This window comes from Streptomyces sp. NPDC107454 (assembly GCF_055582885.1).
The window spans coordinates 355074-380571 of the sequence record NZ_JBVJPA010000012.1; the positions used below are offsets into that span (position 1 = coordinate 355074).

The window sequence follows — 25498 nt, forward strand, 5'->3', positions numbered from 1 at the left end:
TCCCCGTGTGACAGCACCCACGCACGACGAGGCCCACGAAGGCACCATCGGCTCCCGCCTGAACTGGCTGCGCGCCGCGGTGCTGGGCGCCAACGACGGCATCGTCTCCACCGCGGGCCTCGTCGTCGGCGTGGCCGGCGCCACGGACGACCGCTCCGCGCTGCTCACGGCGGGCCTCGCGGGGCTGCTGGCCGGGTCCATGTCGATGGCGGCGGGCGAGTACGTCTCGGTCTCCACCCAGCTGGACTCCGAGAAGGCCGCCCTGGCGCTGGAGCGACGCGAACTGCGCGAACAGCCGGCTGCCGAACTCGAGGAGCTGACCGAACTCCTGGAGCAGCGCGGCCTGACCCGCGAGGTGGCCCGCGAGGCGGCCGAGCAGCTCACGGAACGCGACGCCCTGAAGGCCCACGCACGCGTGGAGCTCGGCATCGACCCCGACGACCTCACCAACCCCTGGCACGCGGCGTGGGCGAGCTTCCTCTCCTTCACCGTGGGCGCCCTCCTCCCCCTCCTCGCCATCGTTCTGCCACCGGCGGCCTGGCGCCTGGGCGTCACCGTGCTCTCGGTACTGGCCGCCCTGGTCCTCACCGGCTGGCTGAGCGCCCGCCTGGGCTCGGCGGACCCGCGCCGCGCGGTACTGCGGAACGTGGGCGGGGGTGCGCTGGCGATGGGGGTCACCTATGCGGCGGGGGCGCTGCTGGGGGCGGCAGGGGTGTGACGAGCGACGAGTGGACATCTGGCCAGCATCGGTCCGGACCTGTCGGCGTTCTTGGCGGAGATCGCCAATAAGCAAGCGCGTACCCTCGGTAATACTTGTGGGTAACAACGTCTAGCCGCGGCCGAGCTGCGGTTCTACGGTGCATCCATGCCGAACCTGCCCGATGTCGTGCTGTGGTCTATACCCGCCTTTGTGCTGCTCACCGTGATCGAGGTGGTGAGCGTCAGGATCCATCCGGACGACGATGCCGCGGGGTACGAGGCGAAGGACGCCGCGACGAGCGTCGGCATGGGGCTCGGGAGTCTCGTCTTCGACTTCCTGTGGAAGATCCCGATCGTCGCGATCTACACGGCGATCTATGAACTGACGCCGCTGCGGGTGCCCGTCCTGTGGTGGACCGTTCCGCTGATGCTGCTGCTGGGGCAGGACTTCTTCTACTACTGGTCGCACCGCGGGCACCACGTCATCCGCGTCCTGTGGGCCTGCCACGTGGTCCACCACTCCAGCCGGAAGTTCAACCTCACCACCGCGCTGCGCCAGCCCTGGACGACCTGGACGGTCTGGCCCTTCTACGTGCCGCTGATCGCCCTCGGCGTGCACCCCGCCGCGCTGGCGTTCTGCTCGTCGGCGAACCTCGTCTACCAGTTCTGGATCCACACGGAGCGGATCGACAAGATGCCCCGTTGGTTCGAGTTCGTGCTCAACACGCCCTCCCACCACCGGGTCCACCACGCCTCCCAGGGCGGCTATCTGGACCGCAACTTCGGCGGGATCCTCATCGTCTGGGACCGGCTCTTCGGATCCTTCGTCGCCGAGACCGAGCGGCCCGTCTACGGACTCACCAAGAACATCGCCACCTACAACCCCCTGCGCGTCGCCACCCACGAGTACGCCGCCATCGCCAGGGACCTGAAGGCGGCGACCGGTTGGCGCGAGCGGGCGGGGCGGGTCTTCGGCGGGCCCGGCTGGCAGCCGGTGCCGAAGTCCGCGGGGCACAAGCCGGCCACGGAGCCCGTCGCGTGAGCCCACGGCACGCGCGCGTGCTGCTCGTCTCCTTCGGCGTGGCCGCTGCCGTGGACCTCGTCTCCCTGGCCGTCGGGTTCACCCCGGGGCACCTGGTCGCCAAGCCGCTTCTGATGCCCCTGCTCGCCGCCCACGCGGTCGTACGCGGCGGACCGCGGCTCCTGGTGGCCGCCCTGCTCTGCGGCTGGGGCGGCGACGTACTGCTGCTGTCCCATGCCGACCCGGCCTTCCTCGTGGGGATGGCCTCCTTCGCGGCCGGTCACGTCTGCTATCTCCTGCTCTTCAGAAGGCCGGATTCGCCGCATCGCCCTCCGGACGTGCGTGGGCCGTCGGCCTGGCTCGGTGGCGCGTACGTCCTCGCCCTCGTCGTCACCGTCACCCTCCTGTGGCCCGATCTGCCCGCCGGGCTGCGTATCCCCGTCGCGGGCTACAGCCTGCTGCTGACCGCGATGGCGGCCACAAGCACCCGGCTCGGGCCCGTCGCGGGCGCGGGCGGGGCGCTCTTCCTGCTGTCCGACACCCTCATCGCCACCGGCGTCGCCGACTGGCCGCAGCTCCCGAGGCCGGACTTCTGGATCATGCTGACCTATGCCGCCGCCCAGTTCCTGCTGGTCAGCGGAGTGCAGGGCACCCTCGGCGCGCATACCGCGGCGAGGGCGGCGTACGGTGAGATGCGCTCAACCACCCCCTGAGCGCATCTCACCCAGCCGATCGGCCGAGAAGGATCCTCGTCATGCGCGCCACCACCATCCACGCCCCGTTCGACATGCGCGTGGAGGACGTCCCCGAGCCCCTGGTGAAACTGCCCACCGACGCGGTCGTGCGGGTGCTGCGGTCCTGTATCTGCGGCAGCGACCTGTGGGCCTACCGGGGCGACGCGGCCCGGCAGGCGGGGCAGCGGATCGGGCACGAGTTCCTCGGCATCGTCGAGGAGACCGGCTCCGAGGTGACCGGCGTCCGCCGCGGCGACCTGGTCGTCGCGCCCTTCATGTGGTCGGACGGCGTCTGCGACTACTGCCGCGAGGGCCTCACCACCTCCTGCGAGCACGGCGGCTTCTGGGGCGCGGTCGGCTACGACGGCGGTCAGGGCGAGGCCGTGCGCGTCCCCTTCGCCGACGGCACCCTCGTACAGCTGCCCAAGGAGGCGGCCTCCGACGACCACCTGCTGTCGGCCCTGCTGACGCTCTCCGACGTCATGGGCACCGGTCACCACGCGGCTCTCGGCGCGGGAGCCCGCAAGGGCGCCACCGTCGCGGTCGTCGGGGACGGCGCCGTCGGGCTGTGCGCCGTGCTGGCCGCCAAGCGGCTCGGCGCCGAGCGGATCATCGCGCTCGGACGCCACCAGGCACGTACGGACATCGCGCGTGCCTTCGGCGCCACGGACGTCGTCGCCGAACGCGGCGAGGCGGCCGTCGAGGCCGTCCGCGAGCTGACCCGCGGCCAGGGCGCGCACGCCGTCGTGGAGGCGGTCGGCACCGAGCAGTCCATGCGGACGGCCGTGAACATCACCCGCGACGGCGGCGCCATCGGCTTCGTCGGCGTGCCGCACGGCAGCGGCACGGGCCTCGACCTGGGCGTGATGTTCGACCGGAACATCGCGCTGCGCGGCGGTGTGGCGCCGGTGCGGGCGTACATCCCGGAGCTGCTGCCCGACATCCTGGACGGCACCATCGACCCGTCGCCCGTCTTCGACATGACCGTCGGCCTGGAAGGCGTGCCCGAGGGCTACAAGGCGATGGACGAGCGCACCGCCCTCAAGGTGCTCGTCACCAACGGCTCATGACCACCTGATCGGCAGCGGAAGCGCCGTCAGCAGCCCCGACACCGCCACGACCAGGCCCAGTGCCACCACCTCCGCGCGAGCGGGCACACAGGCGCTGAGCCGGTCGGCGGCCCGGCGCAGCCGCAGCCGCGCGAGCAGCGCCAGCACGGCGACGGCGGCCACCAGCACCAGCTTGGCGAGCAGGGTGCGCCCGTACGACGTCGCCGTCAGCTGGTCCAGGACCGTGCCGGGCGGCATGCGGCGCAGTGCGCTCCACACGCCCGTCGCGGTGAGCGCCGCCAGCAGGACGGCGGCCACGCGCGCGTAGAGGCCCAGAAGCGCCGCGCCGGCCACGTCCGCCGAAACCGCCGTCCCGGCCGTCCCCGTCGTCTCCGCGGCCTCCGCCTGCGAAGAGGCGCGCCAGGCGCGCAGCATCCGCAGCACGTGCAGCAGGCCGCCCGTCCACAGGGCCGCGCAGGTCACGTGAACGAGCGTCAGACCGGAGCCGACGAGCGGGCCGTGCTCCGGCGCCGCGTGGGCGCGCAGCGCCTCCGCGAGGGCCACCGCGGCCAGCGGCCACACCTGGGTGGCCGGTCTCCGTGACAGGGCGCAGAGCCCGGCGGCCAGGAACGCGTTGACCTCCAGGAGCGCCAGCTTGCCGTCCCGACTCTCGTAGAGCCCGCCGACGTCCATGTCGGAGAGGTGATGCGGCAGCAGATTGCCGGTGGCCACCACCGAGGCGAGCCCCAGCGCGGCGACGAATCCGACCGCCGCCGCGTAGGGCGCCCAGCTGTGGGGCGCGTGCTCCAGCGGCGCGCCCGGCACCCGGCGGGCCAGCCGGGCCGCGAACAGTTCGCCCACGGGGACGCACAGCGCGGCGAACAAGGCCGCGCGCAGCAGGGCGATGCCGCCGACGCCGGGGGCGGCCGCCTCGCCGGTGCCGTCCAGCGCGGAGCGCGGACCGAGCAGCGGGATCAGGGCGGCCACGGCCACCAGGACGAGCAGGGCGACGGCGCGTCCGGCGGGGCGTCGCGCCGGACCACGCGCGCCCGCCGCCTCGGCTGTCGGTCGTATCAAGGTCACCCCAAGATCTTCACCAGTCGGCACAGAACCGGGCAAGTGCAGGGAAACAAGCGGTGGTTCGGCATTCCGCCCATAGGTACGTTTCCTGCCGACGCCTCGCTCACGCCCACCGGGCCGGGTCCGTCCCCCAACGTCCGGGCGGCCGCGCCCAGTCGCGGGGCCCGTCGGCGAAGGAGACGGGCGACCGCGCGTACCTGAGCCGGCCCAGGTCGCTGTCGGTCTCGGCGAGCCAGGAACCCGGTTCGTACGAGGCGTCGGCGGGCTCCTCGTCCCGGTGCGCCGACGCGTCCACCAGCCACGCGGCCGTCCGCGCGAGCGCCAGCCGGACGAGCCGCGTCCCGCCCTGCCGGGTCTGCTCGGTGAGCGACCGGAGCACCGCGGCGGCCAGCAGGTACCCCGTACCGTGGTCGAGGGCCTGCGCGGGCAGCGCACCCGGCCGCTCCGCCGACCCCTCGATCTGCGCGATCCCGGTGGCGACCTGCACCAGACTGTCGAAGCCCCGCCGCCCGGACCACGGCCCGTACCCGCCCCACGCCGACAACTGCGCCACCACCAGACCGGGCCGCCGCTCGGCCAGTGCCCCCGGGGACAGCCCGAACCGGTCCAGTGCGCCGGGCCGGTACCCGGTGACGACGACATCGGCCCCGGCGAGCAGCTCCTCGAAGGCCGAGCGGTCCCCGCGCGCCGACAGGTCGAGCGTGGCGGACCGCTTCCCGAAGTCCATGTCGGCGTGCTGGTCGTCGATTTCGGGCAGGCGCGGACTGTCGATCCGCAGGACGTCCGCGCCGAGGAGGGCGAGCGTGCGCGTGGCCACCGGGCCCGCGATGACCCGGGTGAGGTCCAGCACGCGGACGCCCGCCGCGGGCAGCAGCGGACCCCCGGCGAGCGGGGCGAGCCGTCGTGCGGGAGCTGTGTCCAGCCGCTCGCGGGTCACCAGCGGGTGTGCGGCGATCGCCCGCCCCTGGGGGTGCGCCGCCCACTGGCCGGGCGTGCGCAGGGCGATCGCGAGCCCGCCGGCCGCGTACACCGTCTCCTCCACCTCGATGGCCGATCGCTCGGCGAGCACCTCGGTGAGGGAGCCCCGGCCCCCCGGCACACCCAGCGCGCTCAGCAGCCGCTCTTGGTGGTGCGGATAGTTCGCGTGGGTGCGGACCCAGCCGTCCGCCGTCCGCCAGAACCGGGACAGCGGCGCGAAGTTGACCGGCTCACGGCCGTCGACGCGCAGGTGCCGCTCACTGTGGAAGGCGGTGGCGACGGCCACGTCGTCGACGCGCACCCCGGGCACCTTCCCTCCGGTGCGGCCCGCGGTCAGCTCGGCCCCGGCGAGGGCGCAGACCGCGACACACGCCCGGGCCGTCCCGCGCACCGGCAGCCGTGCGGGCAGCACCCCCTCCCGTGCGACGGCCGAGATCTGTGAGAGGAGTGCGGGGTCGCCGCCCAGAGCGGCCCACGCGAAGTCCGTACGAGTCATGACGGCACTATGCCGGGTGTACTGGATCAACAGGGGAAAGGGGGCCGGGGCAACCGCCCGGCCCCCTTCGCTCACGCGGTCACTTCGTGACCGCCCTCAACGCGTTGACGGTGCCCCAGCCGTAGAACCCGTTGTGGTTCTTCGTGCCCTCGCACACCGCGTCGACCTTGCCGTCGCCGTCGATGTCGTAGGGGTCGGTGCACGGCGTCGCGTCGGCCTCCGCGTACAGCAGCGCCTTCACCAGGGCGGCGGAGGCGTGCGGGTGGGTCGACTTGATGAGGGCGGCGACGCCCGCGACGTGCGGGGACGCCATCGACGTGCCGGCCATGTAACCCCATGTGCCGCCGGGCAGCGGGCCGAGGATCAGGCCGCTGGTGGCGGGCGGTGCCGGGGTCTGGTAGCGCGTCGAGTCGCCGCCCGGCGCGGCGACGTCGATGACGCCCAGGCCGTGGTTGGAGAAGGACGACTTGATGCCCTTGGCGCCCGTCGCGGCCACGGTGACCACACCCGGCAGCTGGGTGGGGATGTCGTAGCACTTGGAGGGGTCGATCACCCGGTCGGAGGGCGTGCCGTCGTTCGGGGAGACCGGGTCGGTGATCGAGTCGGCGGCCAGGTCGTAGTTCTCGTTGCCCGCCGCGGCGACGTTGACGGTGCCCTTGTGCTCCGCGTACTGCGAGGCGCGGGTGATCGCGTCGACCAGGGCCTTCTGGTCCGGGTCGTCCTTGCAGTTGAAGTACCAGGGGTCGGTGTAATAGCTGTTGTTGGTCACGTCGACGTGGTGCTCGGCGGCCCACACGAAACCGCAGACGACGGCCTCGGTGTAGAAGTAGCCGGCCGTCGTGGCCACCTTGATGCCGGCGACCTTCACGCCGGGCGCGACCCCGGTGATGCCGACGCCGTTCTTGGCGCCCGCGATCTCGCCCGCGACATGCGTGCCGTGCGGGCTCTCCGCGGCGGTCGGCCGCCAGGCCCCGTCGGTGGTGTCCGGCTTGCCCGTCACACAGTTGACCGAGGCGTCGCGGTCGAAGTTCGGCGCGATGTCGGGGTGCGTGTCGTCGACACCGGTGTCGATCACGGCGACCGTCACCTTGCTGCTGCCGAGGGTCTTCTCGTGCGCCTTGTCCGCCTTGATGGCGGGCAGGTCCCACTGGAGGGACTCCAGCGGGTCCTGCCCGGCGGCGGCCTCGGCGCTCGCGGCCTTCTCCTGCGCCGCGGTGAGCACCTGGGGCGCGCCCATGTCGGTGGTCGACTGCGCGGGCAGCGGCGCGTTGCGCGTGTTGCCGGCCGACTGCACGCCGCGTACGCCGCGGATCGTCTGGGCGAAGTCGGCGTTCGAGGAGTGCACGACGATCACGCCGATCCGGTCGTACGACGTCACTATCGTGCCGCCCGCCTTGGCGATGGCCTTCTTCACGGAGGCGGAAGTGCCGTGCCCGGGGCGGACGTTGACGACATAGCTGAGGGCGGTCGCGTCCGCCGTCGTCGTGGCGGTCCGCGTGGCGGAGCTGTCGGTGTCGGCCGCCGAGGCGCTGACGTTCGGCAGGAAGGCGAGTGCCGTCGCCGTGGCCATCCCGAGCGGGAGGGCTATGGCGCGGCGGGAGCGCTTGCGAGGCGCGGTCATGGAGTCTCCAGTTCATTCGCGGTACGAGCGGTACGAGCCGTGCGGAAGCTCATGTGACGTCCGGCCGGACTTACTTGACGGGACTTACTTGACCGCGCGCAGCGCGTTGACGATGCCGGCTCCGTAGAAGCCGTTCACGTGCTTGCCGCCCACGCAGGTGGCGTCCACGACGCCGTCGCCGTTCCCGTCGTAGGGGGCGGTCGGGCAACCGGGGTTGTCCGCCTCGGCCTTGAGGAGCGCCTGGAGCTGGGCCGGCGAGGCCCAGGGGTACCTGGACTTCAGCAGCGCGGCCACGCCCGCGACGTGCGGCGTCGCCATCGACGTGCCCTGCAGGAAGCCGTACTGGTTGTTCGGCATCGTCGACAGGATGCGGCCGTTCTTCGACGGCGTGTCCGGGATCTGGTACTTGTCGCCGCCCGGCGCGGCGACATCGATGACGCCCTTGCCGTAACTGGAGAAGTACGACTTGGCACCGGTGACGCCGGTCGAGGCGACCGTGACGACGCCCGGCAGCTGGGTCGGTACGTCGAAGCACTTGTGCGGGTCGACCGTGCGGGTCACGGCGGTCGAGTCGTCGGGGCTGGAGGCGTCGGTGAGGGCGTTCGAGTCGAGGTCGTCGTTGGAGTTGCCCGCCGCGGCGACGTTGAGGGTGCCCTTCTTCTGGGCGTACAGCTGGGCCCGGTTGACGGCGTCGACGATGGCCCTCTGGTCGGGGTCGTCGAGGCAGTTGTAGAGCCACGGGTCCACGTAGTAGCTGTTGTTGGTGATCTCCACGCCGTGGTCGGCGGCGAAGACGAAGGCGCAGACGACGCTCTCCGGGTAGAAGAGCTGGCTCGCGTCCGGCTCGGCCACGGTGATGCCCGAGACCTTCACACCGGGCGCGACACCCGCGACACCGATGCCGTTGCGGGCGGCGGCGATCTCCCCCGCGACATGGGTGCCGTGATAGTGGTCGGCGTCCACGGGGCGCCACGCGCCGTACGTGGTGTCCGGCTTGCCGCCCACGCAGTTCGCGGACTGCGAGGGGGAGAAGTTCGGTGCGATGTCCGGGTGGGTGTCGTCGACGCCGACGTCGATCACGGCGACCGTCACGCTCTTGCTGCCCGGGTTGGTCTTCGCGGCCTTGTCGGCGCCGATCGCGCGCAGGTCCCACTGATCGGCTTCCAGGGGCTCCTCGCCCGAGGCGGCGGTCCTGGAGACCTTGGCGGCCTCGGCGGCGGACAGCATCTGCGCCGCGCCCTCGTCCGTCGTCCCCGCGGCCGTCAGCGGCGCGGTCCGGGTCGCGCCCGCCGACTGCACCCCGCGCACGGCGCGGATCCGCTTGCCGAAGTCCGGGTTGGCGGAATGGACGACGATCACGCCGATCTTCTCGTAGGCGATGACGACGGTGCCGCCCGCCGCGGAGATCGCCTTCTCCACCGACTCGATGGTGCGGTGGTCCGTCCTGGTGTTGACCACGTACGCGAGGTCGGGACCGTCCGCGCTCGTCGTGGCGGACGCGGTCAGCGGGGCGGCCGACGCGGCGCCCGGCAGGAAACCGAGCGAGGCGGTGAGGGACAGGACGACCGGCACCGCGAGGGCGAGGCGACGTCTGGAACGCAGATGAGCCATGGGATCTCCACATCATCCGGAAACGAAAGCCGCCCGAACACAGGTGGTGCTCGGGCAGGTGCGTGAGGGTGCTGAGGCTGGTGCGGGTGGCGCTTCGGCAGGTGCATGACGAGTACTGCAGGCCGAAGCTATCTCCCGTCCCAGCTGGTCAGCAACGACTTCCCAAAGAAACCGCAAATGACTTCCGAAAGAAGCCGGGAGCGACTTGCGAAAGACGCCGGGGGAGTTGAACCGGTCCACGCGTGGCGCCGTGACCTTGAGCAGGGAGCCCGAGGACGATCGAGCCCCCTGTCGGATCACGCACCGGGGTAAATTCGTCACTCCCGGTCACGTGATCCAGGTCACTGTGAGGTCGCAACCGTATGTCCGTACCCCAGCCGTCCCCGTCCGCGAGCCCCGACTCGCCCCCGTCCACCGTCGTAACCGCACCCGCAACGCGAGGAGACTTCGTGGCTACCGACGCACCGCCCCCTTCGAAGGCCGATCCCCGGCTGCCCTCGACCGAGCAGTTCGTCGAGGTGCAGGAGAGCGCCGAGTTCGCCGAACTGCGCCGCTCGCACCGCTCCTTCGCCTTCCCGCTGACCGTCGCCTTCATCGCCTGGTACCTGCTGTACGTCCTGCTCTCGAACTACGCGGGCGACTTCATGGGCACCCAGGTGGTCGGCAACATCAACGTCGCCCTGGTCCTCGGGCTCGCCCAGTTCCTCACCACGTTCCTCATCGCCTGGTGGTACTCGCGGTACGCCGCCGCGAAGCTCGACCCCAAGGGCGAAGCGATCAAGTCCCGGCTGGAGGGCGACGCATGAGCCCCGTACAGACGACCGTGCTCGCCGCCGGTGAGGCCAGCCAGCACCGGCCGCTGATCATCACCCTCTTCGCGGTGTTCGTCGCCGCGACCCTCGTCATCACCGTCTGGGCGGGCCGCCAGACCAAGGACGCCGCCGACTTCTACGCGGGCGGACGACAGTTCACCGCCTTCCAGAACGGCCTGGCCGTCTCCGGCGACTACATGTCCGCGGCCTCGTTCCTCGGCATCGCGGGCGCGATCGCCCTCTTCGGGTACGACGGCTTCCTCTACTCCATCGGCTTCCTGGTCGCCTGGCTGGTGGCCCTCCTCCTGGTGGCCGAGCCGCTGCGCAACTCCGGCCGCTACACCATGGGCGACGTACTGGCGTACCGGATGCGCCAGCGCCCGGTCCGTACGGCCGCGGGCACCTCCACCATCGTCGTGTCGATCTTCTACCTGCTGGCCCAGATGGCCGGCGCGGGCGTCCTGGTCTCGCTGCTCCTCGGCATCACCAGCGACGGCGGCAAGATCGGCATCGTCGCCCTCGTCGGCGTCCTGATGATCGTGTACGTCACCATCGGCGGCATGAAGGGCACCACCTGGGTCCAGATGGTCAAGGCCGTCCTGCTGATCATCGGCGCCCTGCTGCTCACCTTCCTGGTGCTGCTGAAGTTCAACTTCAACATCTCCGACCTGCTCGGCAAGGCCGCCGACAACAGCGGCAAGGGCGCGCCCTTCCTGGAGCCCGGCCTCAAGTACGGCGCCACGTCCACCACCAAGCTGGACTTCATCTCCCTGGGCATGGCGCTGGTCCTGGGCACCGCGGGCCTGCCGCACATCCTCATCCGCTTCTACACCGTGCCCACGGCGAAGACCGCGCGGAAGTCGGTGAACTGGGCGATCGGCCTCATCGGCGCCTTCTACCTGATGACCCTCGCCCTCGGCTTCGGCGCCGCCGCGCTGATCAAACCCGACGAGATCATCGCCTCCAACAAGGCGGGCAACACCGCCGCGCCACTCCTGGCACTGCACCTGGGAGGCGTCGACTCCAACTGGGGCGCCATCCTGCTCGCCTCCATCTCCGCCGTCGCCTTCGCCACGATCCTCGCCGTCGTCGCCGGACTGACCCTGGCCTCGTCCTCCTCGTTCGCGCACGACATCTACGCGAACGTCATCAAGAGGGGGCAGGCCACGGAGAAGCAGGAGATGACCGCCGCCCGCTACGCGACGGTGGGCATCGGCGCCGTGTCCATCCTGCTGGGCGCCCTCGCCCGCGACCTGAACGTCGCAGGTCTGGTCGCGCTCGCCTTCGCGGTCGCCGCCTCCGCCAACCTGCCGACGATCCTCTACAGCCTCTTCTGGAAGCGGTTCACCACCCAGGGCGCGCTGTGGTCGATCTACGGCGGTCTGGTCACGGCGGTCGGACTGGTGCTGTTCTCGCCGGTGGTCTCGGGCAAGCCCACCTCGATGTTCCCCGACGTCGACTTCCACTGGTTCCCGCTGGAGAACCCGGGCCTCATCTCGATCCCGGTCGGCTTCCTGCTGGGCTGGCTCGGCACGCTCCTGTCCAAGGAGGAGCCCGACGCCGGCAAGTACGCCGAGCTGGAGGTGCGGTCCCTGACGGGCACCGGAGCACACTGATCCCCCTCGCCGACGGCCGCGTCGTAGATCTCTACGACGCGGCCGCGCCGCGTCTCGTGGGATCCGGCCGGGGTTGATGTCAGCCGTGTCACGTAGGCTCGTCCGTGTCGAGTAGAAGTGATCCGCAACGAGGGAGGGGGCCCACGTGCTCATCGACACCTATGGCCGAGTGGCCACCGACCTGCGCGTCTCACTGACGGACAGGTGCAATCTCCGGTGCACGTACTGCATGCCCGAAGAGGGTCTGCAGTGGCTGGGCAAGCCCGACCTGCTCACGGACGACGAGATCGTCCGTCTCATCGAGATAGCGGTCACCCGCCTCGGCATCACCGAGGTCCGCTTCACCGGCGGCGAACCCCTGCTGCGCCCCGGCGTCGTGGGCATCGTGGAGCGGGTCGCCGCGCTCGAACCCCGCCCCCAGATGTCCCTGACGACCAACGGCATCGGCCTCAGACGCACCGCCGCCGCCCTGAAGGCCGCGGGTCTGGACCGGGTGAACGTCTCGCTGGACACCCTGCGCCCCGATGTCTTCAAGACCCTCACCCGCCGTGACCGCCACCAGGACGTCATCGCGGGCCTCGAAGCCGCCCGCGACGCCGGCCTGACCCCCGTCAAGGTCAACTGCGTGCTGATGCCGGGCCTCAATGACGACGAGGCCCCCGACCTCCTGGCCTGGGCGGTGGAGCAGGACTACGAGCTGCGCTTCATCGAGCAGATGCCCCTGGACGCCCAGCACGGCTGGAAGCGCGAGGGCATGGTCACCGCGGGCGACATCCTGGCCTCGCTGCGGACGCGTTTCGCGCTCACCGAGGAGGGCGCCGACGAGCGGGGTTCCGCCCCGGCCGAGCGCTGGCTCGTGGACGGCGGCCCGCACCGCGTCGGCGTGATCGCCTCGGTCACCCGCCCGTTCTGCGCGGCCTGCGACCGTACGCGCCTGACGGCCGACGGCCAGATACGCAACTGTCTGTTCGCCACCGAGGAGACCGACCTGCGCACCGCCCTCCGCTCGGACGCCCCCGACGAGGAGATCGCCCGCATCTGGCGCCTCGCGATGTGGGGCAAGAAGGCGGGCTCGGGCCTGGACGACCCGTCGTTCCTCCAGCCGGCCAGACCGATGTCGTCGATCGGCGGCTAGGGCGGCTGGGGCCAGGCCCTGGGTGTCGCGAACCGCCGTGCCGAGGCGAGCTCAGACCCCTGGGTCCTCCCAGTCCTCCAGCCGCACCACGTCCTTCAAGAAGCCCCGCACGTCGAGGAACGTGGACAGGTGCTCGCGGTGCTCCTCGCAGGCGAGCCACGTCTTGCGCCGCTCGGGCGTGTGCAGCTTCGGGTTGTTCCAGGCGAGTACCCACACGGCATCGGTGCGGCAGCCCTTGGCGGAGCACTGCGGAGTGCTGGGGGCCGGGGACATGTCGGGGAGCGGGAAAGTCACGCCTCAACCCTAAACGGCCCCGAAAAGGCGACGCCGAGCAGCCACGGGGGGAGCTGCCCGGCGTCGGTCTGTCGCTCCGACGGGGGATGCGGAGCGCGTACGAAGTATGTCACGGCTAGCCCGCTGCCCGGCACCGGAACAACATGATTGATCTGAGCTTTTCTTGAGCTTGGTGCGCGATCGGATTCCGTTTTCGGCGGATCCCCCGTGGTCAGGTGAGGGTCGAGTCGGGCTCGGCCCGCTCGTGCGGGCCGCCTCCCGGACGCACCCCGGGGTCGGTCACGACATCCTCCGGGACGGATTCCGCGGAGGCGTCCGGGCGCGGCGGCGCGATCATCGCGGGGCCGGGCACGTTGACGAACGTCGACGGCAGCGACGGCGCGTTCTCCCGTCCGGCGTTGGCGATCACCACGGCGATGTAGGGGAGGAGTATGCCGAGCGCCAGTGCGACGATTGCGACGTGCCGCTCCACGTTCCAGAGGGTCGCGGCGAGGATCACGGCGACCGTACGGACGGACATCGAGATGACATAACGGCGCTGCCTGCCGCGGACGTCCTCGTCGAGTCCCTGCCTGGCCCCGGTGATCCGGAAGACCTGGCCTTTGCTCTGCTTCCGCATCACGTTCCACCACCTGCTCTGTGTCGGACTCTCCCCGGCCCGTACCCGGTCCGAACCCCATCTGGAAGCAGGTCCGAACACGTCCCACGTTACGCCGCGGCTCCGTCGCCTTCGAGACCGGGGCAGGTCCGGTCCGGGTGGACATGATGCGCCGTACCGCGTACGGCCGCGCCCGACATGCGCCGTATGGCGCACACGCCGAGACTGGGCGTAATGCTCACGCAGAGCCGTACTAGGAGGCAGACATGGGCTGGTTGTGGGCGATCATCGTGGGCTTCGTGCTGGGCCTGCTGGCCAAGGCGATCCTTCCGGGCAAGCAGCACAGCCCACTCTGGCTGACCACCATCTTCGGCATCCTCGGAGCCATCGTCGGCAACGCGATCGCCCGGGCGCTCGGCGTCGCCGAGACCCGAGGCATCGACTGGAGCCGCCACGCCTTCCAGCTCGTGGCCGCGATCATCATCGTCTTCCTCGGCGACATGGCGTACATGGCGCTGCGGGGCAACAAGCAAAAAGCCTGACGGGCGGGTAGGAAGCCCGGTTGATCAGGTACGACGAAGGGGCGGTCTCCGCACGGGAAACCGCCCCTCATCGTGTCCGGACCTCTGCGACTCGTGTCCGGACCTCTGCGACTCGTGTCCGGACCTCTGTGACTCGTGTCTAGGCCTCTGTGACCTCCACCGCCGCCAGGTTCTTCTTGCCCCGGCGCAGTACCAGCCAGCGCCCGTGCAGCAGGTCCTCCTTGGCGGGGACCGCGTCCTCGGCGGTGACCTTGACGTTGTTCACGTAGGCACCGCCCTCCTTGACCGTGCGGCGCGCTGCCGACTTGCTGGCCACCAGGCCGACCTCCGCGAAGAGGTCCACCACCGGGCCGAGCTCGGCGACCTGGATGTGCGGCACCTCGGAGAGCGCCGCGGCCAGCGTCCTGCCGTCGAGCCCGGTCAGCTCGCCCTGGCCGAAGAGAGCCTTGGACGCGGCGATCACCGCGGCCGTCTGGTCGGCGCCGTGCACCAGCGTCGTCAGCTCCTCGGCCAGCGCGCGCTGGGCGGCGCGGGCCTGGGGGCGCTCCTCGGTCTGCTGCTCCAGCTCTTCCAGTTCCTCGCGGGACTTGAAGGACAGGATCCGCAGGTACGTCGAGACGTCCCGGTCGTCCACGTTCAGCCAGAACTGGTAGAACGCGTACGGCGTCGTCATCTCGGGGTCGAGCCAGATGGCACCGCCCTCGGTCTTGCCGAACTTGGTGCCGTCCGCCTTGGTCATCAGCGGTGTCGCCAGCGCGTGCACGTTGGCGTGCGGCTCCAGGCGGTGGATCAGGTCCAGGCCCGCGGTGAGGTTGCCCCACTGGTCGCTGCCGCCCTGCTGCAACGTACAGCCGTGGCGTCGGTACAGCTCCAGGAAGTCCATGCCCTGCAACAGCTGGTAGCTGAACTCCGTGTAGCTGATGCCTTCCTCGGACTCCAGGCGCCGGGCCACGGAGTCCTTCGTCAGCATCTTGTTGACGCGGAAGTGCTTGCCGATGTCCCGCAGGAACTCGATGGCCGACAGGCCGGCCGTCCAGTCCAGGTTGTTCACCGTCACCGCGGCGTTCTCGCCCTCGAAGGACAGGAACGGCTCGATCTGCGAGCGCAGGCGCGTCACCCAGTTCGCGACCGTCTCCGGGTCGTTCAGCGTGCGCTCGGCGGTCGGGCGCGGGTCGCCGATCTGGCCCGTCGCGCCGCCGACCAGGGCCAGCGGGCGCAGGCCCGCCTGCTGGAGACGACGCATGGTGAGGACCTGCACCAGGTGCCCCACGTGCAGGCTGGCCGCGGTCGGGTCGAAGCCGCAATAGAACGTGACGGGACCGTCCGCGAGCGCCTTGCGCAATGCATCTTCGTCGGTGGACAGGGCGAACAGCCCCCGCCACTTCAGCTCGTCGACGATGTCCGTCACGGTTCTCGTATCTCCTTGGGTGGTCTCGTGAATCAGGTACGAGGTTATACGCCCTGGCTGACAGAGCTCATATTGAAGTCGGGCACCCTCAGCGCGGGCATCGCGGCCCTAGTGAACCAGTCGCTCCACTCACGGGGCAGCGTCTTTTCCGTGCGCCCCGCCTCCGTGGCCCGCGACAGCAGGTCCACCGGCGACTCGTTGAACCGGAAGTTGTTCACCTCGCCGACGACCTGGCCGTTCTCGACGAGGTAGACGCCGTCCCGGGTCAGTCCCGTGAGCAGCAGCGTCGCCGGGTCGACCTCGCGGATGTACCAGAGGCAGGTCAGCAGCAGACAGGGCCCACGATGGTCCGTGGCGGCGACCATCTCCTCCAGGGAGCGGTCCTCGCCGCCGTCCAGGATCAGGTTGCCGATGATCGGGGCGACGGGCAGCCCGGTGAGGCCCGCGCTGTGCCGGGTGGTGGACAGATGGGCCAGCGTGCCCTCGCGCACCCAGTCCGTCGCCGACAGCGGCAGCCCGTTGTCGAACACGGAGGCGTCGTCGCCCGAGGAGTGCGTGAGCACGAAGGGCGCGGACTCGAGCCCCGGCTCGTTCGGGTCGCTGCGCAGGGTCAGCGGCAGCTCGGTGAGCTTCTCGCCGACGCGGGTGCCGCCGCCGGGCTTGCTGAAGACGGTCCGGCCCTCGGCCGCGTCCCGGGCCGCCGCCGACCACATCTGGTAGATCAGCAGGTCCGCGACGGCGGTCGGCGGCAGCAGCGTCTCGTAGCGGCCGGCGGGCAGCTCGACACGCCGCTCGGCCCATCCGAGCCGGGTCGCGAGCTCGGCGTCGAGGGCGGCCGGGTCGACGTCCTTGAAGTCACGCGTGGACCGCCCCGCCCACGCCGAGCGCGTCCGGTCGGGCGACTTGGCGTTGAGTTCCAGCGTCCCGTTCGGCTGGTCGTGGCGCAGGCGCAGCCCCGTCGACGTACCGAGATAGCTGGAGACGAGCTCGTGGTTGGCGAAGCCGTACAGCTCGCGCCCGCCCGCACGCGCACGGGCGAAGGACTCGCCGAGCGCCGGGGCGAAGTCGGTGAAGACGGCGGAGGAGGTCTCGGCGGGCGCGTCGGTGAAGTCGGGGGCCTCCGGCACGCCGGTGACCAGCGGCTGGGCGTCCTCGGCGGGGCTCGCGCCGCGTGCCGCCGCCTCCGCGGCCCGTACCAGGGGCTCCAGCTCGTCCGCGGTCACGGCCGCGCGCGAGACGACCCCGGAGGCCGTGCCCTCGCGGCCGTCGACGGTCGCGATGACGGTCAGGGTGCGCCCGCGGGTGACCCCGTTCGTGGTCAGCGCGTTGCCGGCCCAGCGCAGGTTGGCGGTCGAGTGCTCGTCGGCGATCACGACGCAGCCGTCGGCGCGGGAGAGTTCGAGGGCGCGCTCGACGACCTCGTGCGGCTTGTTCGTACGGGCGCTCATCGACCGGCCTCCTGAGTGGTGTTGAGGATATTGACCCCCTGGAAGAGAGCCGAGGGGCAGCCGTGCGAGACCGCCGCGACCTGACCCGGCTGGGCCTTGCCGCAGTTGAAGGCACCGCCCAGGACGTAGGTCCCCGGACCACCCACCGCGGCCATCGAACCCCAGAAGTCGGTCGTCGTGGCCTGGTAGGCGACATCCCGCAGCTGCCCGGTGATCCGACCGTTCTCGATCTTGAAGAACCGCTGGCCGGTGAACTGGAAGTTGTACCTCTGCATGTCGATGGACCAGGACCGGTCACCGACGACGTAGATGCCGCGGTCCACGCCCCCGATCAGGTCCTCGGTCGAGAGCCCCGCGGGGTCCGGCTGGAGCGAGACGTTGGCCATGCGCTGTACGGGCACATGCCCGGGGGAGTCGGCGTAGGCGCACCCGTTGGACCGGTCGAAGCCGGTCAGCTTCGCGATCCGCCGGTCGAGCTGGTAGCCGACGAGGGTGCCGTCCTTCACGAGGTCCCAGGACTGCCCCTCGACGCCCTCGTCGTCGTACCCGATGGTCGCGAGGCCGTGCTCGGCGGTGCGGTCACCGGTGACGTTCATCCGCTCGGAGCCGTACTTCAGCTTGCCGAGCTGGTCGAAGGTGGCGAAGGAGGTGCCGGCGTACGCCGCCTCGTAGCCCAGCGCGCGGTCCAGCTCGGTGGCGTGGCCGATGGACTCGTGGATCGTCAGCCACAGGTTGGAGGGGTCGACGACGAGGTCGTACAGCCCCGCCTCGACGCTCGGCGCCCGCATCTTCTCGGCGAGCAGCTCCGGGATCCGCGCGAGCTCGGACTCCCAGTCCCAGCCGGTGCCCGTCAGGTACTCCCAGCCGCGTCCGACCGGCGGCGCGATGGTGCGCATGGAGTCGAACTCGCCGCTGGACTCGTCGACGGCGACCGCGGTGAGCTGTGGGTGCAGCCGTACGCGCTGCTGGGTGGTCACGGTCCCGGCGGTGTCGGCGTAGAACTTGTTCTCGTGGACGGTCAGCAACGAGGCGTCGACGTGGTTGACGCCGTCCGCCGCGAGCAGCCGCGCGCTCCAGTCCGCGAGCAGCCCGGCCTTCTCCTCGTCCGGTACGGAGAAGGGGTCGATGTCGTACGACGAGATCCACGTCTTCTCGGCGTGCACCGGCTCGTCCGCCAGCTCCACGCGCTCGTCGGACCCCGCCGCCCTGATCACCTGGGCCGAGAGCTTCGCCATCGCCACGGCCTGCGACGCGACCTTCGCGGCCGCGTCCATCGTCAGATCCACACCCGACGCGAACCCCCAGGTCCCGCCGTGCACCACCCGCACCGCGTACCCCAGGTCCGTGGTGTCCGACGATCCGGCGGGCTTGGCGTCCCGCAGCCGCCAGGACGCGCTGCGCACCCGCTCGAACCGGAAGTCCGCGTGTTCGGCCCCCAGTGCCCGCGCCCGCGCGAGCGCGGCGTCGGCCAGGGCCCGCAGCGGCAGTGCCGTGAAGGCTTCGTCGATGGAATGAGGCACGGAGGTCTCCCTGCTGTCGTGGCCTGTCGGGTCCGATCATGTCGCGCGGGCGGGTCCGCGGGCCACATCTTTCGCTCCGCGTATCGAGGCTTTCTGTAGGAATCCGACAGTGAGTCCCCCGCGCCACTGTCGGTGCCCGATTCTCCGGGAGGCGGGGGGGACCGATAGGTTTCCAAGGAAGGCGCCTGTCTTGCAGGGGTTTCAGACAGCTATCGAAAGGGTGATCCGTTGAGCCGCTCGGTTCTCGTCACCGGAGGCAACCGGGGCATCGGCCTCGCCATCGCCCGCGCTTTCGCCGATGCCGGCGACAAGGTCGCGATCACATACCGCTCGGGTGAGCCGCCGGCCGCCCTCACCGCATTGGGCTGCCTCGCCGTCAGGTGCGACATCACCGACACCGAGCAGGTGGAGCAGGCCTACAAGGAGATCGAGGCCGAGCACGGCCCCGTCGAGATCCTGGTCGCCAACGCGGGCGTCACCAAGGACCAGCTTCTGATGCGGATGTCCGAGGAGGACTTCACCTCCGTCCTCGACACCAACCTCACCGGCGCCTTCCGGGTCGTCAAGCGTGCCAACCGCGGGATGCTCCGTGCCAAGAAGGGGCGGGTCGTCCTCGTTTCGTCGGTCGTGGGGCTGCTCGGCTCCGCGGGGCAGTCGAACTACGCCGCCTCCAAGGCCGCCCTGGTCGGCTTCGCGCGTTCACTCGCCCGTGAACTCGGCTCGCGCAACATCACCTTCAACGTCGTCGCGCCCGGTTTCGTCGACACCGACATGACCAAGGTGCTCACCGACGAGCAGCGTGCGGGCATCGTCGCCCAGGTGCCGCTCGGCCGGTACGCGCGGCCCGAGGAGATCGCCGCGACGGTGCGGTTCCTCGCCTCGGACGACGCCTCGTACATCACTGGAGCCGTCATTCCGGTTGACGGCGGACTGGGAATGGGTCACTGATCACCATGAGCGGAATCCTCGAGGGCAAGCGCGTCCTGATCTCCGGTGTGCTGATGGAGTCCTCCATCGCCTTCCACGCCGCCAAGCAGGCCCAGGAGCAGGGCGCGGAGATCATCCTGACCGCGTTCCCGCGGCCCACGCTGACCGAGCGCATCGCCAAGAAGCTCCCCAAGCCCACCAAGGTCATCGAGCTCGACGTGACCAACGACGAGCACCTGGCGCGTCTCGCGGACGTCGTCGGTGAGGAGCTGGGCGGCCTCGACGGCGTCGTGCACTCCATCGGCTTCGCGCCGCAGGACGCGCTGGGAGGCAACTTCCTCAACACGCCGTTCGAGTCCGTCGCCACCGCCATGCACGTCTCGGCATTCTCCCTGAAGTCGCTGACCATGGCCTGTCTGCCGCTGATGCAGAACGGCGGTTCGGTCGTCGGCCTCACCTTCGACGCGTCCTTCGCCTGGCCGCAGTACGACTGGATGGGCCCGGCCAAGGCCGCCCTGGAGGCCACCAGCCGCTACCTCGCCCGCGATCTGGGCAAGCAGAACATCCGCTGCAACCTCATCTCCGCGGGCCCGCTCGGTTCGATGGCCGCCAAGTCCATCCCGGGCTTCGGCGAGCTGGCCTCCGTGTGGGACAACCGCTCTCCCCTGGAGTGGGACCTCAAGGACCCCGAGCCGGCCGGCAAGGGCGTCGTCGCGCTGCTGAGCGACTGGTTCCCGAAGACCACCGGCGAGATCATCCACGTGGACGGCGGACTGCACGCCATCGGCGCCTGATTTCCCCCATGTGGCCGACGCCCCGTTTCCCGCAGTGCGGGGAGCGGGGCGTCGCCCGTTCGGCCTAGTCGGCCGGGCGTCCTGGGCCTCGCACCACGCACGCTGGGACTACGCACCGCCCCGCAGCCGTACGGCCGAGGAGGTCCCCGTTGTGCGCCTGTCCCGCCGTTTTGCCCCGGTGTTCGCCGCTGTCGCCTTCATGATGGTTCTGCCGTACGACGCCGTGCCCCACACGCGCGTAGTGCACGGCAAACTCCCCGTCCCCCAGCCTTTCGGCGCTGAGTGTCGCACCACGGTCCAGGGTTCGCACGTGACCGCGTACTGCCACAACCCCTACCCGGAGACCGACCGGGTCGCCCTGCACATCGAGTGCGACCGCTGGTGGGACATCGACACCGACACCGACCCGGTCGACGCGGGCCCCGCGATGACGGTCCGGCTGGCCGGCCGCTGCTGGGAGGAAGTCCGCTCGGCGTGGGTCAGCCACCAGAGGTGACCGTGTTCGTCAGCTGTCGGAGGCCAGGGGCCTGAGCCGTCCCGGACGGCACTGGAACGGATAGCCCCCGGCTTCCGCGCCCGCCACCTCCGCTTCCCCCGCGCGGATCGCGTCGACGAGTCGCGCGTGGTCCATGTACGTCTCGGGCGTCAGCTTCCCGCCGACGTCCTCGCGCAGCCAGTCGCGCAGCACCTCGCCCAGGTCGGCGTACATCGCCGTCATGACGTCGTTGTGGGACGCGGCCACCACCGCCAGGTGGAAGGTCGCGTCGGCGGCCACGAAGGTTTCCGCGTCACCCGACTCCCAGGCCTCCTCCCGCCGTACGAGCAGCGCGTCGAGCTGCTTGAGATCGCGCTCGGTGCGCCGCTCGGCGGCCAGCTTCGCCGCGCTCGACTCCAGCGTGGCGCGCAGCTCGGCGATGTGCCGCGGATCGGCGTCGGCGAAGCGCCGGTGCATCACGCCCGCGAGCTCGCTGGTCGCCACGACATAGGTGCCCGAGCCCTGGCGGATGTCGAGCAGACCGTTGTGGGCCAGCGCGCGGACGGCCTCGCGGACGGTGTTGCGGGCGACGCCCAGCTGGTCGACGAGCTCCGGCTCGGTGGGGATGCGGGAGCCGACCGGCCATTCCCCCGAAGTGATCTGGTTCCGCAGCTCGGCGATGACCTGCTCGGACAGCGCCGAACGGCGGGGGTGGCTCAGCGGCATGACGGTCCTTCGTACGGGCCCGGTGTGATCGTTCGCGCGGGGCCGGAGAATCCGGAGATTAACGCAAGGGGATTGGACAGCCAATCATCCCATGATTCTATGATGGCCTCATGGTGAGCGAGGAGACCCGGACGACGACGTCCACCCCCGTACGTAGTTCCGCCGAGAGCGCGGAACCCCGATCGCACCCCACACGCGCGTGGGCGACGCGGCTCGTGACGGTCGGCATCGTCCTCACGGCCCTCAACCTGCGCCCCGCCATCACCAGCTTCGGCGCACTCCTGGAGGACGTGCGCGACGGGCTCGGCATGAGCGGCAGCGTCGCCGGACTGCTCACCTCCGTCCCCCCGCTCTGCTTCGCCGTCTTCGGCGTCATGGCGCCGCGCCTCGCCCGCCGCTTCGGGCCCGGCGCGGTCGTCTGCGCCGGAATGATCGCCATCACCGCGGGACTCGCGATCCGGCCCTACACCGGCAGCGCGGCCGGCTTCCTGGCCGCCAGCGCCCTCGCGCTGATGGGCATCGCCGTCAGCAACGTCCTGATGCCCGTGATCGTCAAACGCTGGTTCCCGGACCGGGTCGGCTCCATGACCGGCCTCTACTCGATGGCGCTCGCCCTGGGCACCTCGGCCGCGGCGGCCGTGACCGTACCCGTGACCGACGCCCTGGGCGGCGGCTGGCAGTCGGGCCTCGCGGTGTGGGCGGGCCTGGCAGCGGCCGCCGTACTGCCCTGGATCGGGCTGGTACGCGCCGGGGGCGCCGATTCCCGCGACGGTGAGCGGACACGGGCGGCACACCCCGCCCCGCGGGAAACCGGCGGACTGCGCATCACCCGCAGCCGGACCGCCTGGGCGCTCGCCGTCTTCTTCGGACTCCAGGCCACCGCCGCGTACATCACGATGGGCTGGATGGCGCAGATCTTCCGCGACGCGGGCGTCTCCGCGGGCACCGCGGGCCTGCTCCTCGCCGTCACGATGGTGATGGGCGTGCCCCTGGCCTTCGTCATCCCGCGCCTCGCCACCCGCATGCCCCACCAGGGGCCGATCGTGGTCGCGCTCGGTGTCTGCGGCCTCGCGGGATACGCGGGCCTCTACCTCGCCCCGGCGGGCGGAGCCTGGGCCTGGGCGCTCCTGCTCGGCGTCTCCAACTGCGCCTTCCCGCTGGCCCTCACCATGGTCGGCATGCGGGCCAGGACCGGCGCGGGCGTCGCCCAGCTGTCGGCGTTCGCGCAGAGCACCGGGTATCTGATCTCGATCCCGGGGCCCCTCCTCGTGGGCGTGCTCTACCAGCACAGCGGCGGCTGGGGGCTGCCGATAGCGCTCATGGCCGCCCTGATGATCCCGCAGATCGCGGTGGGCGTCCTGGCCGGCCGCGACCGTACGGTGGAGGACGAGGCCGCGCGCGACTCGCGCGCCTGAGCCCCCCGACGGCGAAGGCAGGGACGAAGGGTGCGAGACTGGCCGTATGGCGCTCGACCCGAACCCCCAGAACGGCCAGAAGAAGCTGCTGCTCGTGCTCGGCGCGATGCTGGCCATCACCGTGATCATCGCCGTCATCGCGTCGATCGCCTCACCCTGACCACCACCGCCCGCCACCCGGGGGACACCGGTGGTGGGGCTAGCCCCCCTGTCCCCTAGGGGGTGAGTGTCAGGGTCAAGTGGGTGGATCACCGGATGGGTTGACGGCCCAGAAATCCGTAACTTCGAGTTGTGGCCGCGAGGACGCGGACCACGGAGCACTCGAGGCCCCACGGAGGCGGCATGTCGGCCCGTACGCACACCCGGCCCCACCCGGCGACCCCGGGCGGCATGGACATCCGGCTGCCCTGGTGGGCCCTCGCCCTGCCCGCCCTCGCCTTCGTCGCCCTGCTCCTGCTGATCCTGAACCCGGCGGACGCGCACGCCGCGGGCGGCGACCCCGCGATCACCCACCTCTTCGAGCGCGTCCAGCAGACGGTGCTGCACCAGACCCCCTGAGCACGCCCGGGAGAGCAGGTCAACTCTCAGCGCCGCATGGCGTGTTTCATGCGAAGCTGGGACCCATGAGCGTCGCAGAACCCCGCAGGATTGTCCTCTTCCGGCATGCGAAAGCCGACTGGCCGCAGGTGTCCGACCACGAGCGGCCGCTCGCTGACCGGGGCCGTCAGGACGCCGCCGTCGCCGGACGCAAGCTGGCCGACACCGGGATCCCTTTCGATATGGCCCTCTGCTCCACGGCGACCCGCACCCGGGAGACCTGGAAGCTCGCCGTCCACGAGCTGCCGCACCGGCCGAAAACCGTCTATGAGGAGCGGCTCTACGAGGCCTCGCCCGGCGAACTGATCGCCGTACTCAACGAGACCCCGGACGACGCGCACAACGTGGTCCTGATCGGCCACAACCCCGGCATCCAGGGCCTCACCGAGGTGCTGGCCGGACAGGCCGAGGGCGACACCCGAGCCCGGATGGCCGCCCACGGCTTCCACACCGGCGCCTTCGCCGTGCTCTCCGTCGAAGGCTCCTGGAAATCCCTGGAGCCCGGAGTGTGCACGCTGACCGACTACTGGGCGCCGACCGAATAACCCACCCGACAAGGACGGGGGCCCGGCACCAGTGCGGTGCCGGGCCCCCGTCGACGTATGTCCGGGCTCAGTGGTCGCCTGTCCGGGCTCAGTGGTCGCCGAGGTGCATGTCCGCCGCCTCGACCTCTTCGCGGGTGACACCCAGCAGATACAGCACGGTGTCCAGGAAGGGGAAGTTCACCGCGGTGTGCGCGGCCTGGCGGACGACGGGCTTGGCGTTGAAGGCGACGCCGAGACCGGCCGCGTTGAGCATGTCGAGGTCATTGGCCCCGTCGCCGATCGCCACGGTCTGGGCGAGCGGCACCCCCGCCTCGGCGGCGAACCGGCGCAGCAGCCGTGCCTTGCCCGCGCGGTCCACGATCTCCCCGGTGACCCGGCCCGTCAGCTTCCCGTCGACGATCTCCAGGGTGTTGGCCTGCGCGAAGTCCAGCCCGAGCCGCTCCTTCAGATCGTCCGTGACCTGCGTGAATCCGCCCGAGACGACACCGACTTGGAAACCGAGCCGCTTCAGCGTACGGATCAGCGTGCGCGCGCCCGGTGTCAGCCGCACCTCCTCGCGCACCTTGGTCACCACCGAGGCGTCCAGCCCCTTGAGCAGCGCCACACGCGCGTGCAGCGACTGCTCGAAGTCCAGCTCCCCGCGCATCGCGGCCGCCGTCACCTCGGCGACCTGCCCCTCGCACCCGGCGTGCGCTGCGAAGAGCTCGATCACCTCGTCCTGGATGAGCGTCGAGTCCACATCCATGACGACCAGGCGCTGCGCCCTGCGGTGCAGCCCCGCCGCCACCACCGCGATGTCCACTCCGAGCGCCGCGGCCTCGGTCACCAGCGCGGTGCGCAGCGCCTCGGTCCCCGTACCGGACACGGCGAACTCGACCGCCGTCACCGGGTACTTGGCGAGCCGGAAGATACGGTCGATGTTGCCGCCGGTCTTGGTGATCCGGGCGGCGATCGCGGCCGTCGACTCCGCCGTGAGCGGATGCCCGAGCACGGTGACGAGGGACCGCCCGAGGCCGCGCGGCCGGTTGTCGCCGAGGCCGGAGATGATCTCCGCCTGCATCTTCATCGACTCCGCCCAGCTGTGGACGGTGGCCCGCAGATCGCCCTCCAGTCCGGCCGGCGGCTCGGTCACGAGCGCGCAGAGCACGATCCGGCCACGGGTGACGACCTGCTCGATGTCGACCACCTCGACGGAGTAGGCGGCGAGGGTGTCGAAGAGTCCGGCCGTGATACCCGGCCGGTCCTTGCCGAAGATCTTGACGAGGAGAGTGGGGACCTCGGGGGTCTGCGAAGCGCTCATGGTGTCTCCACCGTATCCGGCACCCAGTGCCCCCCGCCCCTGAGGTCCGCCCAGCGG

General features: G+C 70.9%; 26 protein-coding genes. 15 read left to right on the forward strand and 11 right to left on the reverse strand.

Annotation, left to right across the window (positions count from 1 at the left end; translation table 11 throughout):
- Nucleotides 1-7 precede the first annotated feature (7 nt).
- From ACZ69M_RS30835 to ACZ69M_RS30850, 4 genes are all read left to right on the forward strand, one after another.
- A complete protein-coding gene (locus tag ACZ69M_RS30835) occupies nucleotides 8-718 on the forward strand; it encodes a VIT1/CCC1 transporter family protein (protein ID WP_470054919.1) in 711 nt (236 codons plus the stop codon).
- Between the two features lie 147 nt (nucleotides 719-865).
- Nucleotides 866-1741, forward strand: coding sequence for a sterol desaturase family protein (locus tag ACZ69M_RS30840; protein WP_470054921.1), 876 nt, complete (start codon nucleotides 866-868; stop codon nucleotides 1739-1741).
- On the forward strand, nucleotides 1738-2433 hold the full coding sequence (locus ACZ69M_RS30845; RefSeq protein ID WP_470054923.1) for a lysoplasmalogenase: 696 nt from the start codon (nucleotides 1738-1740) through the stop codon (nucleotides 2431-2433). The genes ACZ69M_RS30840 and ACZ69M_RS30845 overlap by 4 nt, the downstream gene beginning before the upstream one ends.
- 41 nt (nucleotides 2434-2474) lie before the next feature.
- On the forward strand, nucleotides 2475-3524 hold the full coding sequence (locus ACZ69M_RS30850; protein WP_470054925.1) for a zinc-dependent alcohol dehydrogenase family protein: 1050 nt from the start codon (nucleotides 2475-2477) through the stop codon (nucleotides 3522-3524).
- Here ACZ69M_RS30850 and ACZ69M_RS30855 read toward each other — a convergent pair.
- The 4 genes from ACZ69M_RS30855 to ACZ69M_RS30870 form a co-directional block, all read right to left on the reverse strand.
- A complete protein-coding gene (locus tag ACZ69M_RS30855) occupies nucleotides 3519-4586 on the reverse strand; it encodes a CopD family protein (RefSeq protein WP_470054927.1) in 1068 nt (355 codons plus the stop codon). The two genes, ACZ69M_RS30850 and ACZ69M_RS30855, sit on opposite strands and share 6 nt — an antisense overlap.
- A 100-nt stretch (nucleotides 4587-4686) precedes the next feature.
- A complete protein-coding gene (locus ACZ69M_RS30860) occupies nucleotides 4687-6057 on the reverse strand; it encodes a CoA transferase (RefSeq protein ID WP_470054929.1) in 1371 nt (456 codons plus the stop codon).
- Between the two features lie 79 nt (nucleotides 6058-6136).
- On the reverse strand, nucleotides 6137-7678 hold the full coding sequence (locus ACZ69M_RS30865) for a S8 family peptidase (protein ID WP_470054931.1): 1542 nt from the start codon (nucleotides 7676-7678) through the stop codon (nucleotides 6137-6139).
- Nucleotides 7679-7762: 84 nt separating this feature from the next.
- On the reverse strand, nucleotides 7763-9289 hold the full coding sequence (locus ACZ69M_RS30870; protein ID WP_470054933.1) for a S8 family serine peptidase: 1527 nt from the start codon (nucleotides 9287-9289) through the stop codon (nucleotides 7763-7765).
- A 449-nt stretch (nucleotides 9290-9738) separates the two neighbouring features.
- Between ACZ69M_RS30870 and ACZ69M_RS30875 the strand changes: the two genes are divergently transcribed.
- The 3 genes from ACZ69M_RS30875 (at nucleotide 9739) to moaA (ending at nucleotide 12852) form a co-directional block, all read left to right on the forward strand.
- On the forward strand, nucleotides 9739-10095 hold the full coding sequence (locus ACZ69M_RS30875) for a DUF485 domain-containing protein (protein WP_054232238.1): 357 nt from the start codon (nucleotides 9739-9741) through the stop codon (nucleotides 10093-10095).
- Entirely contained in the window at nucleotides 10092-11717 is a 1626-nt protein-coding gene (locus ACZ69M_RS30880; RefSeq protein ID WP_060902212.1) for a solute symporter family protein, read from the forward strand. The genes ACZ69M_RS30875 and ACZ69M_RS30880 overlap by 4 nt, the downstream gene beginning before the upstream one ends.
- A gap of 145 nt (nucleotides 11718-11862) precedes the next feature.
- Nucleotides 11863-12852: a GTP 3',8-cyclase MoaA gene (moaA, locus tag ACZ69M_RS30885; RefSeq protein ID WP_470054936.1), complete on the forward strand. Its 990-nt coding sequence runs from the start codon at nucleotides 11863-11865 to the stop codon at nucleotides 12850-12852.
- Between the two features lie 51 nt (nucleotides 12853-12903).
- On the opposite strand, the gene ACZ69M_RS30890 is transcribed toward moaA, so the two are convergent.
- Nucleotides 12904-13125 carry a hypothetical protein gene (locus ACZ69M_RS30890; protein WP_352051747.1) on the reverse strand — a complete coding sequence of 74 codons (222 nt, stop codon included), beginning with the start codon at nucleotides 13123-13125 and terminating at the stop codon, nucleotides 12904-12906.
- A 232-nt stretch (nucleotides 13126-13357) separates the two neighbouring features.
- Entirely contained in the window at nucleotides 13358-13765 is a 408-nt protein-coding gene (locus ACZ69M_RS30895) for a DUF3099 domain-containing protein (RefSeq protein ID WP_470054938.1), read from the reverse strand.
- A 245-nt stretch (nucleotides 13766-14010) separates the two neighbouring features.
- Here ACZ69M_RS30895 and ACZ69M_RS30900 point away from each other — a divergent pair, with 245 nt between their 5' ends.
- The gene (locus tag ACZ69M_RS30900) at nucleotides 14011-14286 is read left to right on the forward strand and encodes a GlsB/YeaQ/YmgE family stress response membrane protein (protein WP_054232233.1); all 276 of its coding nucleotides are present in this window, start codon (nucleotides 14011-14013) and stop codon (nucleotides 14284-14286) included.
- A 139-nt stretch (nucleotides 14287-14425) separates the two neighbouring features.
- Here the strand turns inward: ACZ69M_RS30900 and tyrS are convergent, their stop codons facing one another.
- Genes tyrS through ACZ69M_RS30915 form a run of 3 tightly spaced genes read right to left on the reverse strand, consistent with a single transcriptional unit; the run spans nucleotide 14426 to nucleotide 18662 of the window.
- Entirely contained in the window at nucleotides 14426-15694 is a 1269-nt protein-coding gene (gene tyrS, locus ACZ69M_RS30905) for a tyrosine--tRNA ligase (protein WP_470054940.1), read from the reverse strand.
- Between the two features lie 44 nt (nucleotides 15695-15738).
- On the reverse strand, nucleotides 15739-17142 hold the full coding sequence (locus ACZ69M_RS30910; protein ID WP_470054942.1) for a metallopeptidase TldD-related protein: 1404 nt from the start codon (nucleotides 17140-17142) through the stop codon (nucleotides 15739-15741).
- Entirely contained in the window at nucleotides 17139-18662 is a 1524-nt protein-coding gene (locus ACZ69M_RS30915; protein ID WP_470054944.1) for a TldD/PmbA family protein, read from the reverse strand. Before ACZ69M_RS30915 ends, ACZ69M_RS30910 begins: the two co-directional genes overlap by 4 nt.
- 228 nt (nucleotides 18663-18890) lie before the next feature.
- Here ACZ69M_RS30915 and fabG point away from each other — a divergent pair, with 228 nt between their 5' ends.
- The 3 genes from fabG (at nucleotide 18891) to ACZ69M_RS30930 (ending at nucleotide 20879) form a co-directional block, all read left to right on the forward strand.
- The gene (fabG, locus tag ACZ69M_RS30920; RefSeq protein WP_352051730.1) at nucleotides 18891-19610 is read left to right on the forward strand and encodes a 3-oxoacyl-[acyl-carrier-protein] reductase; all 720 of its coding nucleotides are present in this window, start codon (nucleotides 18891-18893) and stop codon (nucleotides 19608-19610) included.
- Nucleotides 19611-19615: 5 nt separating this feature from the next.
- A complete protein-coding gene (gene fabI / locus ACZ69M_RS30925; protein ID WP_266415549.1) occupies nucleotides 19616-20383 on the forward strand; it encodes an enoyl-ACP reductase FabI in 768 nt (255 codons plus the stop codon).
- 151 nt (nucleotides 20384-20534) lie between these two features.
- On the forward strand, nucleotides 20535-20879 hold the full coding sequence (locus tag ACZ69M_RS30930; RefSeq protein ID WP_352051748.1) for a hypothetical protein: 345 nt from the start codon (nucleotides 20535-20537) through the stop codon (nucleotides 20877-20879).
- A gap of 9 nt (nucleotides 20880-20888) precedes the next feature.
- Here ACZ69M_RS30930 and ACZ69M_RS30935 read toward each other — a convergent pair whose 3' ends face one another.
- The gene (locus ACZ69M_RS30935) at nucleotides 20889-21584 is read right to left on the reverse strand and encodes a FadR/GntR family transcriptional regulator (RefSeq protein ID WP_470054947.1); all 696 of its coding nucleotides are present in this window, start codon (nucleotides 21582-21584) and stop codon (nucleotides 20889-20891) included.
- 110 nt (nucleotides 21585-21694) lie between these two features.
- Here ACZ69M_RS30935 and ACZ69M_RS30940 point away from each other — a divergent pair, with 110 nt between their 5' ends.
- From ACZ69M_RS30940 to ACZ69M_RS30955, 4 genes are all read left to right on the forward strand, one after another.
- Nucleotides 21695-22999: a CynX/NimT family MFS transporter gene (locus ACZ69M_RS30940; protein WP_470054949.1), complete on the forward strand. Its 1305-nt coding sequence runs from the start codon at nucleotides 21695-21697 to the stop codon at nucleotides 22997-22999.
- A 46-nt stretch (nucleotides 23000-23045) separates the two neighbouring features.
- A complete protein-coding gene (locus ACZ69M_RS30945) occupies nucleotides 23046-23159 on the forward strand; it encodes an SGM_5486 family transporter-associated protein (protein ID WP_095855419.1) in 114 nt (37 codons plus the stop codon).
- Between the two features lie 182 nt (nucleotides 23160-23341).
- Entirely contained in the window at nucleotides 23342-23557 is a 216-nt protein-coding gene (locus ACZ69M_RS30950) for a hypothetical protein (RefSeq protein ID WP_470054951.1), read from the forward strand.
- A 65-nt stretch (nucleotides 23558-23622) separates the two neighbouring features.
- Nucleotides 23623-24141, forward strand: a complete 519-nt coding sequence (locus ACZ69M_RS30955) for a SixA phosphatase family protein (RefSeq protein ID WP_067364588.1) — start codon at nucleotides 23623-23625, stop codon at nucleotides 24139-24141.
- An 88-nt stretch (nucleotides 24142-24229) separates the two neighbouring features.
- On the opposite strand, the gene serB is transcribed toward ACZ69M_RS30955, so the two are convergent.
- Nucleotides 24230-25441: a phosphoserine phosphatase SerB gene (gene serB, locus ACZ69M_RS30960; RefSeq protein WP_470054953.1), complete on the reverse strand. Its 1212-nt coding sequence runs from the start codon at nucleotides 25439-25441 to the stop codon at nucleotides 24230-24232.
- Nucleotides 25442-25498 lie beyond the last annotated feature (57 nt).